19 protein-coding genes are annotated in these 16,259 nt (G+C 73.2%); 5 read left to right on the top strand and 14 right to left on the bottom strand.

What is annotated here, in order from left to right; translation table 11 throughout:
- Nucleotides 1–194: 194 nt before the first annotated feature.
- The gene (locus tag ACZ7LY_RS30435) at nucleotides 195–1,013 is read right to left on the bottom strand and encodes an RNA polymerase sigma factor SigF (protein ID WP_471627956.1); all 819 of its coding nucleotides are present in this window, start codon (nucleotides 1,011–1,013) and stop codon (nucleotides 195–197) included.
- Nucleotides 1,014–1,376: 363 nt separating this feature from the next.
- Here ACZ7LY_RS30435 and ACZ7LY_RS30430 point away from each other — a divergent pair, with 363 nt between their 5' ends.
- The 3 genes from ACZ7LY_RS30430 to ACZ7LY_RS30420 all read left to right on the top strand — a co-directional run bounded on the left by ACZ7LY_RS30430 (nucleotide 1,377) and on the right by ACZ7LY_RS30420 (nucleotide 2,854).
- Nucleotides 1,377–1,751, top strand: a complete 375-nt coding sequence (locus ACZ7LY_RS30430) for a DUF2795 domain-containing protein (protein ID WP_471627955.1) — start codon at nucleotides 1,377–1,379, stop codon at nucleotides 1,749–1,751.
- 77 nt (nucleotides 1,752–1,828) lie between these two features.
- Complete coding sequence (locus ACZ7LY_RS30425) at nucleotides 1,829–2,257, top strand: CBS domain-containing protein (protein WP_471627954.1); 429 nt, start codon at nucleotides 1,829–1,831, stop codon at nucleotides 2,255–2,257.
- A gap of 60 nt (nucleotides 2,258–2,317) precedes the next feature.
- Nucleotides 2,318–2,854: a type 1 glutamine amidotransferase domain-containing protein gene (locus ACZ7LY_RS30420; protein WP_471627953.1), complete on the top strand. Its 537-nt coding sequence runs from the start codon at nucleotides 2,318–2,320 to the stop codon at nucleotides 2,852–2,854.
- Between the two features lie 274 nt (nucleotides 2,855–3,128).
- Here the strand turns inward: ACZ7LY_RS30420 and ACZ7LY_RS30415 are convergent, their stop codons facing one another.
- On the bottom strand, nucleotides 3,129–4,748 hold the full coding sequence (locus ACZ7LY_RS30415; RefSeq protein ID WP_471627952.1) for an ABC-F family ATP-binding cassette domain-containing protein: 1,620 nt from the start codon (nucleotides 4,746–4,748) through the stop codon (nucleotides 3,129–3,131).
- Nucleotides 4,749–4,841: 93 nt separating this feature from the next.
- Here ACZ7LY_RS30415 and ACZ7LY_RS30410 point away from each other — a divergent pair, with 93 nt between their 5' ends.
- Both ACZ7LY_RS30410 and ACZ7LY_RS30405 read left to right on the top strand, forming a co-directional pair.
- Nucleotides 4,842–6,353 (top strand): phosphatase PAP2 family protein, encoded by a 1,512-nt coding sequence (locus tag ACZ7LY_RS30410; RefSeq protein WP_471627951.1) that lies wholly within the window; start codon nucleotides 4,842–4,844, stop codon nucleotides 6,351–6,353.
- A 217-nt stretch (nucleotides 6,354–6,570) separates the two neighbouring features.
- A complete protein-coding gene (locus ACZ7LY_RS30405) occupies nucleotides 6,571–7,389 on the top strand; it encodes a class I SAM-dependent methyltransferase (RefSeq protein WP_471627950.1) in 819 nt (272 codons plus the stop codon).
- Between the two features lie 20 nt (nucleotides 7,390–7,409).
- Here the strand turns inward: ACZ7LY_RS30405 and ACZ7LY_RS30400 are convergent, their stop codons facing one another.
- The 12 genes from ACZ7LY_RS30400 to ACZ7LY_RS30345 form a co-directional block, all read right to left on the bottom strand.
- Nucleotides 7,410–7,673 (bottom strand): gas vesicle protein K, encoded by a 264-nt coding sequence (locus tag ACZ7LY_RS30400; protein WP_471627959.1) that lies wholly within the window; start codon nucleotides 7,671–7,673, stop codon nucleotides 7,410–7,412.
- Between the two features lie 206 nt (nucleotides 7,674–7,879).
- Nucleotides 7,880–8,068 carry a gas vesicle protein gene (locus ACZ7LY_RS30395; protein ID WP_471627949.1) on the bottom strand — a complete coding sequence of 63 codons (189 nt, stop codon included), beginning with the start codon at nucleotides 8,066–8,068 and terminating at the stop codon, nucleotides 7,880–7,882.
- Complete coding sequence (locus tag ACZ7LY_RS30390; RefSeq protein ID WP_471627948.1) at nucleotides 8,065–8,910, bottom strand: GvpL/GvpF family gas vesicle protein; 846 nt, start codon at nucleotides 8,908–8,910, stop codon at nucleotides 8,065–8,067. The genes ACZ7LY_RS30395 and ACZ7LY_RS30390 overlap by 4 nt, the downstream gene beginning before the upstream one ends.
- On the bottom strand, nucleotides 8,907–9,293 hold the full coding sequence (locus tag ACZ7LY_RS30385) for a gas vesicle protein (protein ID WP_471627947.1): 387 nt from the start codon (nucleotides 9,291–9,293) through the stop codon (nucleotides 8,907–8,909). Before ACZ7LY_RS30385 ends, ACZ7LY_RS30390 begins: the two co-directional genes overlap by 4 nt.
- The gene (locus ACZ7LY_RS30380; protein WP_471627946.1) at nucleotides 9,290–10,486 is read right to left on the bottom strand and encodes an SRPBCC family protein; all 1,197 of its coding nucleotides are present in this window, start codon (nucleotides 10,484–10,486) and stop codon (nucleotides 9,290–9,292) included. The genes ACZ7LY_RS30385 and ACZ7LY_RS30380 overlap by 4 nt, the downstream gene beginning before the upstream one ends.
- Entirely contained in the window at nucleotides 10,473–11,273 is an 801-nt protein-coding gene (locus ACZ7LY_RS30375) for a DNA primase (RefSeq protein ID WP_471627945.1), read from the bottom strand. Before ACZ7LY_RS30375 ends, ACZ7LY_RS30380 begins: the two co-directional genes overlap by 14 nt.
- Nucleotides 11,270–11,497, bottom strand: a complete 228-nt coding sequence (locus tag ACZ7LY_RS30370) for a gas vesicle protein GvpG (protein WP_471627944.1) — start codon at nucleotides 11,495–11,497, stop codon at nucleotides 11,270–11,272. Before ACZ7LY_RS30370 ends, ACZ7LY_RS30375 begins: the two co-directional genes overlap by 4 nt.
- A gap of 4 nt (nucleotides 11,498–11,501) precedes the next feature.
- Nucleotides 11,502–12,251 (bottom strand): GvpL/GvpF family gas vesicle protein, encoded by a 750-nt coding sequence (locus ACZ7LY_RS30365; RefSeq protein WP_471627943.1) that lies wholly within the window; start codon nucleotides 12,249–12,251, stop codon nucleotides 11,502–11,504.
- Nucleotides 12,248–12,667: a gas vesicle structural protein GvpA gene (locus tag ACZ7LY_RS30360; RefSeq protein ID WP_471627942.1), complete on the bottom strand. Its 420-nt coding sequence runs from the start codon at nucleotides 12,665–12,667 to the stop codon at nucleotides 12,248–12,250. Before ACZ7LY_RS30360 ends, ACZ7LY_RS30365 begins: the two co-directional genes overlap by 4 nt.
- A gap of 89 nt (nucleotides 12,668–12,756) precedes the next feature.
- On the bottom strand, nucleotides 12,757–13,128 hold the full coding sequence (locus tag ACZ7LY_RS30355) for a gas vesicle protein GvpO (protein WP_471627941.1): 372 nt from the start codon (nucleotides 13,126–13,128) through the stop codon (nucleotides 12,757–12,759).
- Nucleotides 13,129–13,173: 45 nt separating this feature from the next.
- Nucleotides 13,174–14,109 carry a non-homologous end-joining DNA ligase gene (gene ligD, locus ACZ7LY_RS30350; RefSeq protein WP_471627940.1) on the bottom strand — a complete coding sequence of 312 codons (936 nt, stop codon included), beginning with the start codon at nucleotides 14,107–14,109 and terminating at the stop codon, nucleotides 13,174–13,176.
- A gap of 46 nt (nucleotides 14,110–14,155) precedes the next feature.
- On the bottom strand, nucleotides 14,156–16,036 hold the full coding sequence (locus ACZ7LY_RS30345; protein WP_471627939.1) for a transketolase: 1,881 nt from the start codon (nucleotides 16,034–16,036) through the stop codon (nucleotides 14,156–14,158).
- Nucleotides 16,037–16,259 lie beyond the last annotated feature (223 nt).

Below are 16,259 nucleotides of genomic sequence, written 5' to 3'. Positions count from 1 at the left end.
CCTCCACACCTACAACCACCACCGCTGCCACACCGCACTCGGCGGCCAACCACCGATCAGCCGTGTGAACAACCCTGCGGGTCAATACACCTAGGGCCGGCCTTTCCTTCGGATCGGGCCGGATCGAGCTTTGGACGACCCCGGATTCGGCCGGGGTCGGGCCCGGGCCCCTCGACAGGGGCCCGGGGCTGGGGTCAGGCGGCGTCGGCCAGGACCTGGTCGCGGAGGCGGTCGCAGCAGCGGCTGATCAGCCGCGAGACGTGCATCTGCGAGATGCCGAGCTGCTCCGCGATCCGGGACTGGGTCATGTCGCCGAAGAACCGCATGTACAGGATCTGCCGCTCCCGCTCCGGCAGCGCCGCGATGCGGGGCTTGACGGCCTCGCGGTCCACGACGGTGTCGAGCGCGGGGTCGGCGGAGCCGAGGGCGTCGGAGAGCGAGTAGCCGTCCTCGCTGCCGGGCAGTTCGGCGTCGAGGGAGAGCGCGGTGAAGCTCTCCAGGGCCTCGAGTCCGGAGCGGGCCTCGTCCTCGGTCATGCCCGCGTGCTCGGCGATCTCGGTGAGGGTCGGGGCGCGCCCGGAGATGGTCTGGGACAGTTCCTGCTGCGCGAAACGGACCCGGTTACGCAGGTCCTGGACGCGGCGCGGCACATGCAGTGTCCACATGTGGTCCCGGAAGTGGCGCTTGATCTCGCCGGTGACGGTGGGCACGGCGTACGACTCGAAGGCGTTGCCGCGCTCGGGGTCGTACCGGTCCACCGCCTTGACCAGACCGAGGGCCGCGACCTGGCGCAGGTCCTCGTAGGACTCGCCGCGGTTGCGGAAGCGGCCGGCGAGGCGCTCGGCCATGGGCAGCCATGCCTCGACCACTTCCTGGCGCAGTTCGGTCCGCTCGGGGCCCTCGGGCAGCTCGGCGAGCTTCTCGAAGGCTTCGGTGGTGTCGGGGGCGTCGTCGTGCGGGTGTCGACGCGCGGGCTGCACCGGGTTGAGGGGTGCACTGGTTCGCGTACGCATGGGCTCGCAACTCCCTGGGGAGGGTGCCTTGGTTCGGTGGTCACCGTGGGAGTCGCACCCCGAATACGAGTGGACACACCCGGGGCGGTACGGTCCGCGGCCTTGATCCAGACCGCCGCCGTGGACACGCGACGCGTGCCCTCCCACGGACGTGCCTCCTGTCCGAAGCACTAATCACCGCCTGCCCGACGGGCGGGGCACTAAACACCGGTCACCCGATCGGAGCATCAACGGGCCGTGAGGGGGCCTCTCGGGTTGCCGGGTCCCCCGCCGTCCGCGTTTCAAGCCGGTGGGACCGGCAGGTGTCACCGGCGGGGCCATGGGTACGCGTCGCCCGGCCCCGAAACACTGGAGGGACGACAGATGCAGCGAGGCAGCGACCGGCTGAGCGCGCACCGCGACGACGAGATGAAGCACGAACTGCAGGGCTTGTTGCGTTCGGGCCATCCCACGCGTACGGAGGAGTGGCACGACCCGGAGCCGGCCGCCGACGACGACCCGGAGGTGGCGGGCGGTCCCGTCGCCCCGACGCGGGCGCGGATGGAGGCGGTCCGTCATGAGCTGGGCCGTCAACTGGGCCGGACGTCGTTCCCGGCGACCCCCGCGACACTCGCGGGCACGCTGAGCGAGCGCGGCGCGCCGGAGCAGCTGGTGGACCTGGTGGCGGACCTGCCCGAGAAGACCGTGTTCCGTACGGCGTCGGAGCTGGCGCGGGCCGTGGTCGGCGCCGAGGAGTGAGACGGGCCCGGGCGGGCGGCGTCCGCCCGTCCGGGGCCCCTGCACAGCACCCGAGGAGCAGGAGGGCCTGGGATCCCATGGCCGATGTGGTGAGGGACGTCATGACGCCCGGCGTCGTGACCGTAGGACCGGACGCGTCGCTCGTGGAGGCGGCCCAGCTGATGCGGGCGCAGGACATCGGTGATGTCCTGGTGGCCGACGGCCGGAGAATCATCGGGGTGCTCACGGACCGCGACATCGCGTTGCGGGCCGTCGCCGAGGGCGTCGACCCGCTGACGGTGAGCGCGCGGGCCGTGTGCACACCGCACCCGGTGGCGGTCGGCCCCGAGGACCCCGTCACGGAGGCGGTGGCGCTGATGCGGGAGTACGCGGTGCGCCGGCTGCCGGTGGTCGAGAACGGCCGGCCCGTCGGCATGGTGAGCCTCGGCGATCTGGCGCTGGCGCAGGACCCGGATTCGGCGCTGGCCGACATCAGCGGCGCCGAGCCGGACGGCTGGCCGAACTGAGCGTCTCAGCGAGCCGGCAGCAAGACAACAGTACGACAGAGCAAGGGAGTTGAGCGGAAGATGCGTATCGCGTTCCTGGTGGCGCCTGAGGGAGTCGAGCAGGTCGAGCTGACCGATCCGTGGGCGGCGGTGCGGGACGCGGGCGGCGAGCCCGTCCTCGTGTCGACGCGGTCCGGCGAGATCCAGGCGTTCAACCATCTGGACAAGGCGGACACGTTCCCCGTGCAGGAGACGGTGTCCGGGCTGACGGCGGAGGGGTTCGACGCGCTGGTGCTGCCGGGCGGCGTCGCCAACCCGGATCTGCTGCGCACGGACGCCGACGCGGTGGCCTTCGTGAAGGACTTCTTCACGCGCGGGCTGCCCGTGGCCGCGATCTGTCACGCGCCGTGGACGCTGGTGGAGGCCGATGTCGTGCGCGGGCGCACGCTCACGTCGTGGCCCAGCCTCGCCACGGATATTCGCAATGCGGGGGGTACGTGGGTCGATGAGCAGGTCAAGGTCTGTACGGCCGGTTCGAACGTGCTGGTCACGAGCCGTAAGCCGGATGATCTGAAGGCGTTCAGCGAGGCGCTCCTGGACCAGGTCAAGGGCACCTGACCCTTCCTCCCGGGGCTGCCCTCACCCCCAAATCCCAGGCCTGGGCGCGCCTGGAGGACTGGGCTGGCCTCAGCGCCGGTAATTCAAGCCCCTCCGGCGATTGAGGAGCGGGGTCTGGGGCGGAGCCCCAGGCGTCGTCGCCGGGTGCGGGGTTCGTCGTGGCTGGGCGCGCAGTTCCCCGCGCCCCTTACGGGGCTGGCCTCAGCGCTGGTAAATCAAGCCCCTCCGGCGATTGAGGGGCGGGGGGCTGGCCTCAGCGCCTGCTCTCAGCCCCTCAGCGGGCGCGGTCCACTCGGCGTTCGTCCCAGACCGGCTCCGGCGTCTCGCGGACGCGCCCATCCGTACCGAGGACGAGGAACCGGTCGAAGGACCGCGCGAACCAACGGTCATGGGTGACCGCCAGCACCGTACCGTCAAAGGCTTCCAGCCCCTCCTGGAGCGCCTCCGCGGACTCCAGGTCAAGGTTGTCCGTCGGCTCGTCGAGCAGCAGCGCCGTCGCCCCCGCGAGTTCGAGCAGCAGGATCTGGAAACGGGCCTGCTGCCCACCCGACAGCCGCTCGAACTTCTGCTCGGCCTGCGCGGTCAGCTCGTACCGGCGCAGCAGGGACATCGCCGCACCCCGGTCCTTGGCGTGGTCGCGCCAGAGGATGTCGAGGAGGATGCGGCCCTGCAGCTCGGGGTGGGCGTGCGTCTGGGCGAAGTGACCGGGCACGACACGCGCGCCGAGCTTCCACGCCCCGGTGTGCGCGACGTCGTCGCCGGCGAGCAGCCGCAGGAAGTGCGACTTGCCCGAGCCGTTGGAGCCGAGGACGGCGACGCGCTCCCCGTAGAACACCTCCAGGTCGAAGGGTTTCATGAGGCCGGTCAGCTCCAGGCCCGCGCAGGTGATCGCGCGCACGCCGGTGCGGCCGCCCTTGAGGCGCATGGTGATGTCCTGCTCGCGCGGCGGCTCCGGCGGCGGGCCCGCCTCCTCGAACTTGCGCAGCCGCGTCTGGGCCGCCGCGTACCGGGAGGCCATCTCGTGGCTGACGGACGCGGCCTGGCGCAGGTTCACGACGAGCTTCTTCAGCTGGGTGTGCTTCTCGTCCCAGCGGCGGCGCAGCTCCTCGAAGCGGGCGAACCGCTCGCGGCGCGCCTCGTGGTAGGTGGCGAAGCCGCCGCCGTGCACCCAGGCGTCGGAGCCGCCGGGGCCCGGCTCGACACTGACGATCTTCTCGGCGGAGCGGGCGAGCAGCTCCCGGTCGTGGGAGACGAACAGGACGGTCTTGCGCGTCTCGCGCAGCTTCTCCTCCAGCCAGCGCTTGCCGGGCACGTCGAGGTAGTTGTCCGGCTCGTCGAGGAGCAGGACCTCGTCGGTGCCGCGCAGCAGCGCCTCCAGGACGAGCCGCTTCTGCTCACCGCCGGAGAGCGTGCGCACCTCGCGGAACTGGGCCTTGTCGTAGGGGACGCCGAGCGCGGCCATGGTGCACATGTCCCACAGCGTCTCCGCCTCGTAGCCCTGCGCCTCGGCCCAGTCGGAGAGGGCCTGCGCGTACGCCATCTGCGCGGCCTCGTCGTCGACGGTCATGATGGCGTGCTCGGCCTTGTCGACGGCCTTCGCGGCGGCCTGGATGCGGGGCGTGGCGACGGAGACGAGCAGGTCGCGCACGGTCGTGGCGTCGCGTACGGAGCCGACGAACTGGGGCATGACGCCGAGGCCGCCGGTGACGGTGACGGAGCCGCCGTGCGGCTGGAGGACGCCGGCGATCAGCTTGAGCAGGGTCGTCTTGCCCGCGCCGTTCGGACCGACCAGGGCGACCGAGGCGCCCTCTCCGACGCGGAACGAGACATCGCCGAGCAGCGCCCTCCCGTCGGGCAGGTAGTACTCGAGGTGCGCGGCTTCCAGATGTCCCATGTCGCGCATTGTGGACGTCCGCGCGGGTGACGGGCAAACGAATAGCCGAGGCCGGGCGGGGTGCGCGGGCCGTTACGGGGTAGGCGTCCCCCCATGTGTGCGCATATTTCCGAAACCGCTTCGTTCACGCCGCCGTGGGCCGCGACCCCGCCGGCCACGCTGCGCGGCAGACTCGCCGCTCTCGACCGGCGGCTGTTCGAGTTCGCCGCGGACTCCCGCTGGCCGGGGGCCGAGCGGGTGCTGCCGAAGCTGAGCCACGCCGCGAACCACGGCGTGCTGTGGTTCGCGGTCGGCGGGGCGCTCGCGCTGAGCGGGTCGCCGCGCGCCCGGCGGGCGGCGGTGCGCGGGGTGGCCTCGCTCGCGCTGGCCTCGGCGACGATCAACACGCTCGGCAAGCGGTCGGTGCGGCGCGCACGCCCCTCCCTGGACCCGGTGCCGATGGTGCGGCGGCTCAAGCGGCAGCCGTTCACCACGTCGTTCCCCTCAGGGCACTCGGCGTCGGCGGCGGCGTTCGCCACGGGCGTGGCCCTGGAGTCGCGGGGCTGGGGCGCGGCCATCGCGCCGCTGGCGTTCTCGGTGGCGGCGTCCCGCGTCTACACGGGCGCGCACTTCCCCGGTGACGTGCTCGCGGGCGCGGCTCTCGGGGTCGGTGCCGCGTACGCCGTACGGGGTCTGGTCCCCACCCGCGACCAGATGCCGTCGCCGGGGCGTCCGCTCGTGGACGACGTGCCGGCGCTGCCGGGCGGCGAGGGCCTGGTGATGGTGGTGAACACCGGGGCGGGCACGCCGGAGAAGGTGAAGGCGCTGAAGGACGCGCTGCCGCGCGCGGAGTTCCTGGACTTCGAGGGCGGCGATCTGGAGCAGATGCTGGAGAAGGCGGCGCCCCGGGCCCGCGCGCTCGGGATCTCGGGCGGCGACGGCTCGGTGAACACGGCGGCGCGGGTGGCGCTCGCGCACGGGCTGCCGCTTGCGGTGCTCCCGGGCGGCACCCTGAACCACTTCGCGTACGACGCCGGAATAGAGGACGCGGGCGATCTGGTGCGGGCGGTGGAGAGCGGGGACGCGGTCGCCGTGGACGTGGGCCGGTTCCGCTCGTCGGAGGGCACGGGCATCTTCCTCAACACGTTCAGCCTGGGCGCCTATCCGGAGCTGGTGCGGGAGCGGGAGCGCTGGTCGGGGCGGATCGGCGGGCGGCTCGCGGATGTCGTCGGCGCGATCCACGTGCTGCGCCGTGATCACCCGCTGGAGGTCGAACTGCGGGGCCGCAAGCGGCCGTTGTGGCTGCTGTTCGCGGGCAACTGCACGTATCGGCGGATGGGTCTGACGGCCGGTCGGCGCGCCGATCTGGCGGACGGCCTGCTGGATGTGCGGACCGTGAACGGCGGCCGGCTGCCGGGGGTGCGGCTGCTGGCGGCGGCGCTGTCGGGGCCCTTGTCGCGCTCCCCGTTCCACGCGGCGACGCGCATGACGCGGCTGCGGGTGGGCGGCATCGCGCCGGGCACCCCGCTCGCGTACGACGGGGAGGTCGGCGAGTGCGGGCCCGAGCTGTGGATCGACAAGCAGCACGAGGCGCTGCGCGTGTACCGCCCGCTGACGATCCTCTGACCCCTCCCCCACCCTTCCCTTCCGCGTGACGACGGCGGTGGGCGGCGCCGAACTCCGGTGCCGCCCACCGCCGTTCACATGCGTACACCCCGGCCCACCTCCACCCCCTGCCCACATAATGATACGGGTATCTCACCATCCGGCCTTACGGGCGTACGGTGGAGCGCATCGGCCGGGGTGTCCGCCCGGGCCGCCGTCGCACCGGAAGGTCCGCGTCATGCCGCAGGAGACCGCCGTCTACACCCACGGCCACCACGAGTCCGTACTGCGCTCGCACACCTGGCGCACCGCCTCCAACTCGGCGGCCTACCTGCTCGGTTCGCTCACCCCCGGCATGCGCGTCCTGGACATCGGCTGCGGCCCCGGCACCATCACCGCCGATCTGGCAGCACTGGTGCCCGAGGGGCACGTCGTCGGCGCGGACCGGGCCGCCGACGTGCTGGAGCGGGCGCGCGCCACGGCCGCCGAACGGGGCCTGGACAACGTGGAGTTCACCACCGCCGACGTGCACGCCCTGGACTGGCCCGACGGCAGCTTCGACGTGGTCCACGCCCATCAGGTCCTCCAGCACGTCGGCGACCCGGTCGCGGCGCTGCGCGAGATGCGCCGGGTGACGCGGCCCGGCGGTCTGGTCGCCGTCCGCGACTCCGACTACGCGGCGATGACGTGGTACCCCGAGTCGCCCGGCATGACCGACTGGCTGGAGCTGTACCGCGAGGTGGCCCGCGCAGGCGGCGGCGAGCCCGACGCGGGCCGCCGGCTGCGCTCCTGGGCGCTGGCGGCGGGCTTCGCGGCGGGCGACGTCACCTCGTCGGCCAGTACGTGGTGTTACGCGACGCCCGACGAGGTCGCCTGGTGGAGCGGGCTGTGGGCGGACCGCACGGTCGCCTCCGCGTACGCCGAACGCGCCACGTCCGGCGGCCACGCGAGCCCGGAGAGGCTCGCCGCGGTCTCCGACGCGTGGCGCGCGTGGGGCGCCCACGAGGACGCCTGGTTCGCGGTGGTGCACGGCGAGGCCCTGTGTCGCGTCGGCTGAACCCGCCCCCGCGCGGCGGGTCAGTTGCGGGGCAGCAGCGGGCCGAGCGGTCCGAGGTCGATGTTGAGGTCCTCGGGCCGCAGGTCGTAGCGGTCGCGCAGCTCCTCCATGCGGTCTTCGAGGAGCATCAGCGTGAGGCCGATCCGCTCCTCCTGGTCCTCGCTGAGATCGCCGGTGTCGAAGCGGCGCACGGCCTGGCGCTCCATGAGCTGGCGCAGCAGTTCGACGACGGTGAGGACGAGCTTCATCAGGTCCCGCTCGACCGTGTCGGGCTCGATCTCGATCCTGCCGCGCCGCCGCTCGGTCCGCGCCCCGCGCTCCGCCGCGGCCGGTGCGGCGTCCTCGTACCGCGCGCCGGGCTCCGCGCGGTCCTCCCGCGCGAGGCTGTGCTCGGCCGCGTCGAGGCCGTGGCGGGCGATGGCGGCGGCGATCTCGTGGTCGCTGGGGTCCCGGGTGTGCCCGCGGTCGTCCGGGCGCGGGGCGGGGGCGGTCACAGCTCCTCCGGCCACGGCGAGGGGACCTGCTCGTTGACGGAGCTGATCAGGGCGTTCAGGTCGATGCGTACGAGGTCGACGTCCGCGATGCGCAGGGTGATGTCCCCGGCGAGGACCACGCCGCCCGCGAGCAGCCGGTCCAGCAGGTCGACCAGGGCGATCTCCCGCCGCTCGACGACGGTCATCGGTTCCCCCCTTCCTCCGCGGCGGCGCCCGCGTCCCGGGCCTCGCCCGCCGGCCCGTCCTCACTCGCGTCCCCGGCCGCGTCGCCGGTGAAGGAGTACGCGGCCCAGGGCCCGGTCAACTCGACGCGCAGCCCCGGCTCCTGGTCCTTGGTGGCCTCGACGCGCTCGACGAACTCCTCCGAGCGCGTACGGTCCACCAGGTACGCGGCGTTGAGGACGTTGCGGTCGTCGGTGCGCGACAGCTCCGGGTTCTGCGGCGGGTGCAGCCGCAGCGCGACCGCCCGCGCGGCCAGGTCGTCGTTCAGCTCGCGGGCGAAGCGCTCGGCGCGCTGCCAGGTCTCCTCCTCCGCGTTGCGCTCGGCGCGGCGGCGGCGCAGATAGTCCCGGCCGGACGCGGGCTGCCCGCCTGCGCGGGCGGAGCGCTCCTCGCGCGCGGCGGCCCCCGCGTACACCTTCACGCCCCACTCGACGCGGCCCTCCAGCCGGTCGAGGCCGGTGCGGAAGCGTTCGCTCTCCTCCTCCAGCATCGCGCGCACGCCGCTGTCGTCGCGGAACACGGTGCCGAGGCGCAGCGGGAGCGGGCTGGTGACGGTGGTGAGCGCGCCGATCACGTTCTGGTGGGCGCGGGCCGTCTCGGTGAGCCAGTCCAGGTCCTCCAGGTGGGCCCGGAGCGCGCCCTCGGCGAAGTCGCGCTCCGGGACCGACCCGACGACGGCGACGAGCCCGTGGTGCTCGACCTGCTCGGCGGGCCGGCCGGCGACGCCGACCAGTTCCGCCTGGAGCGGCGCCGCCAGAGGCCTGCACACGGCGTACACATAGCGCAGGTCGCCGGTCCTCGTCATGCGGTGTCACCCTTCCGCGACCGCTGCTCCGGCTCCGGCTCCGACCGCGAACGGTCGGCCTCGGCCGGCTCCAGTTCCTGCAGCCGCTCAGGTTCGGCGAGTCGTTCCTTCAACTCGGCGTTCTCCCGGGCGAGTTCCTTGCGGCGCGCGCCCGAGGAGAGCGCCGGGTCGTCCTCCCACCAGTCGATGCCCATCTCCTTCGCCTTGTCGATGGACGCGACGATCAGGCGGAGCTTGATGGTGAGGAGTTCGATGTCGAGCAGGTTGATGCGGATGTCGCCGGCGATGACGATGCCCTTGTCGAGGACCCGCTCCAGGATGTCGGCGAGGTTGGCCCCGCCCTCACCCTGGGACGGGCCGGGAAAGCGGCTCGGTGTCGTCATCGGCGGGCCCCACCGGCGACGCGCTCCCGCCGCGCCCCGCCCCGCTCGTCGTCCTCTTCCTCGTCCTCGTAGACGTCGTCCTCGTCGCCCTCGTGCTCGTCCTCGTAGGCGTCGTCGTCGGCCTCGGCGTCGGCGTCGTCGCCCTCGTAGGCGTCGTCGTAGCCGTCCTCGTCCTCGAACTCGCCCTCGTCGTCACGGGACTTGTACGTGTCCTCGTCGGCGTCCTCGTCGTCCGCGCCGGAGTCCTCGTCCTCGTAGCCCTCGTCGTCGTAGGCGTCCTCGGACTCGTCGGGCCCCTCGGCGCCCTCGCCGCCGGCCTCGCCGCCCTGGGCCTCGGCCTCTTCCTCCTCGGCGACCGCGTCCTCGTGCGAGCGGACCACCTCGCCGTCCTCGATCTCACCGCGCCAGCCCTCGGGCACGTCCCCGCGCAGGGTCACGTACCGGGCGTAGTGCTTGAGGTCCAGGCGGGCCCGGCGGCCCTGGGCGCGCCAGATGTTGCCGGTCTTCTCGAACAGGCCCTTCGGGTAGTACTCGATGACGAGCAGCACCCGGGTCAGCCGGTCGGCGAGCTTGTGGAAGGAGACGACGCCCTTCGTGGTGCCCTTGGCGCCCTCGGAGGTCCACACGATCCGGTCGTCCGGCGTCTGCTCGGTGGTGCGCGCCTTCCAACTCCGGTTGGACCAGAAGACCTTGAGCTGCCAGTCCGAGGTGACGTCGTCGGCGCGGTCGGCGCTCTTGACGCCCTTGGCGAACGTGGAGAAGTCCTGGTAGCGCGTCCACTGGTCGTACGCGGTGCGCAGGTCCACGCCCACGTCCACGTACTCCAGGATGACGGTGGGCTTCTTGCCGGCGCCGCCCTTGCGCTTGCCGCCCTTGGAGCCGAGGCCCTTGACCGCGTCCATGACGTTGTCCTTCAGGCGCCCGGCGCCGAGTTCGACGGCGCTGCGCAGCGGGCCCTTGCCCTCGGCGATCTTGCGCCCGCCGTCCAGGGCCAGCTTGGCGAACCCGGGGCTGTTGCCCTCGGCGATGTCGTTCAGCTTGACGGTCGTCTCGCCGAGCTTGCGGCCGGCGCCCGTGAGCAGCCGGACGGCCTGCGCGGCGAGATAGTCCTGGAGTTCGGACTTCAGATGGTCGGCGGCGGGACTCTTCGCCAGTCCGCCGAGCGGGTTCTTCGCGGAGTCAGCCACGGCCACGGCCTCCCTTCCCAGCGGTCCGCGCGGAGCCGGCCGTCTTCTTGGCCGCGGTCTTCTTCGCCGCGGACGCCGTCTTGGACGCGGTGCGCTGCGCGGGCGGCTTCTTCGCCGAGGTCTTCTTGGCGGCGGTCTTCTTCGCGGGGGCCTTCTTGGCGGGAGCCTTCTTCCGCGGCGCCTGCCCGCTCCGGCCGCGCCGCGCGCCGCGTTCCCCGTCGTCGTCGGAGTCCTCGTCGGCGGCGTCGCCGTCGTCGGCGTCCCGGCCGCGCGGGTCCCGGCCGTCGCGGCCGGTGTCCTCGGCGTCCGTGTCGCCGCCCTCGTCCGGCTCGTCGTCGTAGGCCCGGGCGTCCTCGTCGCGCTCGTCGCGCTCGTCGGCCTCCTCGTCGTCCGGCTCCTGGCGGCGCCCGCGCTTGCCGCGCAGCAGGCCGCCGGCCCGCCCCCCGGCCTCGCGTACGTCGTCGGTGTCCGGGGCGACGCCCGCGAGCTGGTCGCGGACACCTGCCGTACGGTCGTGCAGCCGACCCGCGAGGCCCTCGATCTGGCGCTCGACGAGCGCGCCGGAGGCCGCCTTGCCGACGCCGCGCAGGTCCTGCCTGAGCTGGTCGCCGATCTCCTTGAACTGCGGGTTGTTCTGCAACTGCGTCTGCGCCATCTCGGCGAGCGCGCGCGGGCTCAGCTTGAGCCGCTTGCCCGCGACCATCGTGCCGACGGCGAACGCCAGCTTCATCTTCTTCGTACGTCCAAGGACGTATCCGGCCCCTACCGCGAGGCCGAGCGCTGCTCGGTTCACTGTTGTGCCTCCAGCCGGTCGAGGAGTTCGTCCTCGATACGGTCGAACGTCTCCTGGTCGATCTGACCGGACGTCAACTGTTCCTCCAGGCGCGCGAGTTCCGCGCGCACGGCGGAGGGGTCGTAGTACTGACGCTCCGCTTCGCTCAGGACCTGTTCCATGGCCCACAGCGAGCCGCGGACCGGAGCGAGCGGGAGCAGCAGTACTTCCTTGATGAGCCCCATGGGCTCACTCCGCTCCCGAGGAGGAGGCGGGCCCGGGCTCGACGAAGCTGTAGGGCGGCAGCGGGCCGTTGACGGTCAGCTCCAGATGCGGGTGGCTGCGGCGCAGCTCGTCCACGGCGGCCAGGAAGTGCTCGGAGGACTTCTGGTCGACGAGGAAGGAGAGGTTGGCGAGCCAGCCGGTGCTGTCCGGGCCCGTCGACATGGCGTGGGCGGCCGGCTGGAGGAGCTGCTGCAACTCGACCGCGTCCTCCGCCTCGCGGGCCTGGACGGCGCCGACGACGAGTTCGCCGAGCCGCAGCTTGTCCTCGTAACTGCCTCCGCCGCTCTTGCGGTTGGCCTCGGCCAGCGTGCGCACCTCGGGATTCTCGGACATCACGCGGTGCAGGACGGCCTCTTCGTCGTGCTGGGCCTTCACGTTGTACTCGACCTTGCCCTCCAGGGCGCCGAGGCGCTCCTGGTAGTGCTCGGCGCGCTCCGCGAGCACCGCGGCGACGGCCTCGTCGTCGGGCGCGAGGGAGCCGAACCGCATGGGCAGCACGGGTCCGCCGCCGCCCGCCTCGGAGAGCACGCTCTGATGGGCGAGCAGGTCGCGGCGCTTGGGCCGCAGGTCGTCGGGGGCCTCGCTGACGATCGCCGCGAGGGGGCCCTCCTTGACGAGCCGGACCTTGCGCGCGGGGTCGCCGATGCCTCCCATGCCGTCGGGCAGCGAGGGGTGTTCGGCGCTCGCGATGCCGTAGATGTAGGTGCTGCTCACTCCTGCTCCTCCTTCCGGCGGCTGGTGCCGCGGCGCGCGCGACGGGGCTCGGACTGGCTCTCCTCGCGCGCCTGGTTGAACGCGTCGGACACGGTCTGCGCCGCGCCCGACAGGGCGCCCTTGGTCTTGCCGCGCGCGCCCGACTCGGTCATCTCGCCGACGAGGTCGGGAAGACCCGGGTCACGGTGCGGGCCGGCCTCCAGGTCGAGCCGGTTGCACGCCTCGGCGAAGCGCAGATACGTGTCCACGCTCGCCACGACGACCCGGACGTCGATCTTGAGGATCTCGATGCCCACGAGGGACACGCGTACGAACGCGTCGATGACGAGTCCGCGGTCCAGCACGAGTTCGAGGACGTCGTACAGACCACTGGTGCCGCCACCGCCGCCTGACTGCTGTGCAGGGACTACGGTCATGAGTCCGCTCCTCTCTGTCTTGGTGGGGCGCGCCCTCGGGGCGCGCCGCCCGGCTCGGGACGCCGGCGGCCGCCTGGCCGCCCGGCAGCTCAGCCCCGCCGGGACTCCGCGCGGCCGCGCTCGTAGCGCCGCACGCGCTGATAGCCGGTGAGCATGCCCTGCGGGTCCAGGCTCACGCGGTAGCTCGCAAGCAGGCTCATGGTGTCGGGGACGCGGGCCACTTCCAGGACCTCGATCTCCAACTCCCAGCCGTCCTCCGTGCGTTCGAAGGACGACACGGTCTCGGCCTCCTTGCCGGTCAGCTCCGCGAGCTGGGCGCGCGCTTCGCGCAGCACCTGCATGGGACCCGGTGCGGCGTCCGCTCCGGCCTTGCCGTCCGACGCGGTGCCGGACGTGTTCTCCGTGTCGTTGTCGTCGTCGTGGTCGGTTCGGGATGCGGTGTTCTTCTTCGTATTCGTCATGGGAGCCTCGGACTGCGGGTGACCCGTCGATCGCCGGCCAAACCTTCAACTCCCGTGAACCGTAAGCAGTTTGCGGCGGGCGGGACCGAGGGCGCGGCCCCGGCCGGGAAGGTCGCGCCAGGGGTCGGTGCGGGCCTGCGCGAGCGCCTCGTCGAGACCGAAGGAGCGCGCGTCGAGGTCCGGGTCCGCGAGCCGGTCCCACGTCAGCGGAGTGGCGACGGGGGCGCCGGGCAGCGCGCGGACGGTGTAGGGGGCGACCGCGGTCTGGGCGTAGGCGTTGCGCATCACGTCGAGGTAGAGACGGTCGCCGCGGTCCTTCTTGCGGGGCGCGGTGGTGAGCGTGTCGGGATGCCCGGCGGCCAGCACGTCGGCTGCCTCCTTGGCGAACTCCCGTACGTCGTCCACGTCCTGGTGCGGAGCGAGGCGTACGACGACATGCAGACCGCGCGATCCGGTGGTCATCGGCGCGCTGGGCAGCCCGATCGCGTCGAGCAGCGCGCGCACGTGCCCGGCGGCGGCGCGGACCTCGTCGAAGGCGTCGTCGCCTGGCGGGTCGAGGTCGAAGACCAGCAGGTCCGGCTCGCTGACGTGGCCCTCGCGCGAGAGCCAGCGGTGCAGCGTGAGCGCGGCCTGGTCGGCGAGGAAGACGAGGGTCGCGGTGTCGTCGCACACGGTGTGCGTGACCGTCCCGCCCTCCTTGCCGACCCGCGCGCGGTGGATCCAGTCGGGGTAGTGCGCGGGGGTGTCCTTCTGCATGAAGCGGGGCCCGTCGAGCCCGTCGGGGTGCCGTTCCAGCATCAGGGGCCGGCCGCGCAGGTGCGGCAGCATGTGCGGGGCGACCGCCCGGTGGTACGCGGCGAGGCGTTCCTTGGTGACCTCGTCGCGGCCCCGGGCGGGGTCGCCGGGGAGGAGCACCTTGTCGGGCCGGTGCACCTCCACGCTGCGCCGTCCGGCGCGGATCGTGCGGGTGCCGCTCGTCATCGGGCGCTGCCTCCCTGCGTCGTACGGCGTCGTGGGCGCGCCCCGGTCAGTGGGCGCGGGGGCCCGTGACGCCTTCCTTGTCGAGCAGGGCGACGGCGGCGACGACGGCCGCCGCGTCGATCCCGGCGGCGGCGAGCTGCTCCTCGGGCGACGCGGAGCCCGGCATGGTGCGTACGCCGAGGCGGACCAGGCGCGGCATGGGCTCGCCGTCGTCGAACGCCTCCGCGACGGCGTCCCCGATGCCGCCTTCGGGCCGGTGGTCCTCGACGGTGATCAGACAGCCGGTCTCGCGGGCCGCCGCCCGCAGCGTGTCGCGGTCGACGGGCTTGACCGAGTACAGGTCGATGACGCGTACGGGGATGCCGGAGGAGGCGAGTTCGTCGGCGGCGCGCAGCGCCTCGTGGACGGTGACGCCCGCCGCGACGATCGTGGCGCGGTCGGCGTCGCCGGAGCGCAGCACCTTGCTGCCGCCGACGGGGAACTCCTCCTCGGGCGGGTAGATGACGGGGCTCGCGCCGCGCGAGGTGCGCAGATAGCGGATGCCGTCGAGACGGGCACTCTCGGCGACGAGGCGCGCGGCCTGGTTGGCGTCGCACGGGTACAGGACGGTCGAGTCGTGGACCGTGCGGAACATGGCGAGGTCTTCGAGGCCCATCTGCGAGGGCCCGTCCTGCCCGATGGCGACGCCCGCGTGCGAGCCGACGAGGTTGACGCCGGCGCCGCTGACGGCCGCCATGCGGACGAAGTCGTGGGCGCGGGTGAGGAACGCGGCGAACGTCGTCGCGTACGGGAGCCAGCCGCGCGAGGCCATGCCGACGGCGGTGGCGACGAGCTGCTGTTCGGCGATGTAGCACTCGAAGTACCGCTCGGGGTGGTCGTCCGCGAACATCTCGGCGCGGGTCGAGTCGCCGACCTCGCCGTCGAGGGCGACGACGTCGCCGCGCGCGGTGCCGAGCGCGGCGAGGGCCTTGCCGAACGCGTCGCGGGTGGCGACCTCGTCGCCCACCTCGTAGCGCGGCAGGTCGGGGGCGCCGTCGCGGGCGATGTGCGGGGCGTGGGCGTCGGGCGGGGCCTGGGGGCTGACGCGGGCGCCGCGGTCGCCGCCGAGTTCGGCGACGGCCTCATCGGCGTCGGGCAGCGGCTTGCCGTGCTTGCCCTCCTGGTCCTCGACGGCGGCGACGCCCTTGCCCTTGAGGGTGCGGGCGAGGATGGCGGTGGGCTGTCCTGTGGTCGAGGCGGCCTCGGCGTAGGCGCGGTCGATGGCCTCCACGTCGTGGCCGTCGATCTCGACGGTGTGCCAGCCGAAGGCGCGGAAGCGGCGTGCGTACGCGTCGAGGTCGTGGCCGTGGCGGGTGGGTCCGCGCTGGCCGAGCCGGTTGACGTCGACGATGGCCGTCAGATTGTCGAGGTGCTCGTATCCGGCGTGTTCGGCGGCCTCCCACACGGAGCCCTCGGCGAGTTCGCTGTCGCCGCACAGCACGTACACGCGGTAGTCGAGGTGGTCGAGGCGCTTGCCCGCGAGGGCGATACCGGTGGCGACGGGCAGGCCCTGGCCGAGCGAGCCGGTGGCGGTCTCCACCCAGGGCAGCCGCTGCGGTGTCGGGTGCCCTTCGAGGCGGCTGCCGAGCCGCCGGAAGGTCAGCAGTTCGTCGTCGTCGATGGCGCCGACGGCCTTGTACGCGGCGTACAGCAGCGGGGTCGCGTGGCCCTTGGACAGGACGAACCGGTCGTTCGCGGGGTGGGCGGGGCGGCTGAAGTCGTAACGCAGCGTGCGCCCGAGCAGCACCGCCATCAGATCGGCGGCGGACATCGAGGAGGTGGGGTGGCCGGACCCGGCGGCGTCGGCGGCGCGCACCGCGTCCACCCTCAACTGCTGCCCGAGTTCCCGCAGTTCGGCGTCGGTGGGGGCAGGGGCGGTGGTGGTCATGGGGTACCTCCGTCGGTCGTGTGGGGGTCGCTCGCGTCCGCCCGGGCGCCCTCGGAGGGGAGTGCGCGGGCCCGCGCGGGCGGCGGCGGGTACGGAGCGCGGCCGGCCGTGCGGGGTGGGGTCACGTCAGTGCCGTACGGGGTGACGCCGAGGCCCGCCCGGGCAGCGAGGGACGCGGCAGGGGCCGGTGCCGGTGCCGGTGCCCGGCGGAACCCGGTGTACT

Source organism: Streptomyces sp. NPDC107550 (assembly GCF_055639095.1).
This window is presented reverse-complemented; position numbering and strand designations above follow the sequence as displayed.

What these genes read in the sequence shown, in the direction of transcription:
- ACZ7LY_RS30395 (WP_471627949.1), bottom strand. Translation starts at nt 8,068, where the DNA reads ATGACCGTCGTCGAGCGGCGGGAGATCGCCCTGGTCGACCTGCTGGAC.
- ACZ7LY_RS30345 (WP_471627939.1), bottom strand. Translation starts at nt 16,036, where the DNA reads ATGACCACCACCGCCCCTGCCCCCACCGACGCCGAACTGCGGGAACTC.
- ACZ7LY_RS30355 (WP_471627941.1), bottom strand. Translation starts at nt 13,128, where the DNA reads ATGACGAATACGAAGAAGAACACCGCATCCCGAACCGACCACGACGAC.
- ACZ7LY_RS30435 (WP_471627956.1), bottom strand. Translation starts at nt 1,013, where the DNA reads ATGCGTACGCGAACCAGTGCACCCCTCAACCCGGTGCAGCCCGCGCGT.
- ACZ7LY_RS30360 (WP_471627942.1), bottom strand. Translation starts at nt 12,667, where the DNA reads ATGACCGTAGTCCCTGCACAGCAGTCAGGCGGCGGTGGCGGCACCAGT.
- ACZ7LY_RS30370 (WP_471627944.1), bottom strand. Translation starts at nt 11,497, where the DNA reads ATGGGGCTCATCAAGGAAGTACTGCTGCTCCCGCTCGCTCCGGTCCGC.
- ACZ7LY_RS30430 (WP_471627955.1), top strand. Translation starts at nt 1,377, where the DNA reads ATGCAGCGAGGCAGCGACCGGCTGAGCGCGCACCGCGACGACGAGATG.
- ACZ7LY_RS30405 (WP_471627950.1), top strand. Translation starts at nt 6,571, where the DNA reads ATGCCGCAGGAGACCGCCGTCTACACCCACGGCCACCACGAGTCCGTA.
- ligD (WP_471627940.1), bottom strand. Translation starts at nt 14,109, where the DNA reads ATGACGAGCGGCACCCGCACGATCCGCGCCGGACGGCGCAGCGTGGAG.
- ACZ7LY_RS30425 (WP_471627954.1), top strand. Translation starts at nt 1,829, where the DNA reads ATGGCCGATGTGGTGAGGGACGTCATGACGCCCGGCGTCGTGACCGTA.
- ACZ7LY_RS30420 (WP_471627953.1), top strand. Translation starts at nt 2,318, where the DNA reads ATGCGTATCGCGTTCCTGGTGGCGCCTGAGGGAGTCGAGCAGGTCGAG.
- ACZ7LY_RS30390 (WP_471627948.1), bottom strand. Translation starts at nt 8,910, where the DNA reads ATGACGAGGACCGGCGACCTGCGCTATGTGTACGCCGTGTGCAGGCCT.
- ACZ7LY_RS30385 (WP_471627947.1), bottom strand. Translation starts at nt 9,293, where the DNA reads ATGACGACACCGAGCCGCTTTCCCGGCCCGTCCCAGGGTGAGGGCGGG.
- ACZ7LY_RS30410 (WP_471627951.1), top strand. Translation starts at nt 4,842, where the DNA reads ATGTGTGCGCATATTTCCGAAACCGCTTCGTTCACGCCGCCGTGGGCC.
- ACZ7LY_RS30415 (WP_471627952.1), bottom strand. Translation starts at nt 4,748, where the DNA reads ATGGGACATCTGGAAGCCGCGCACCTCGAGTACTACCTGCCCGACGGG.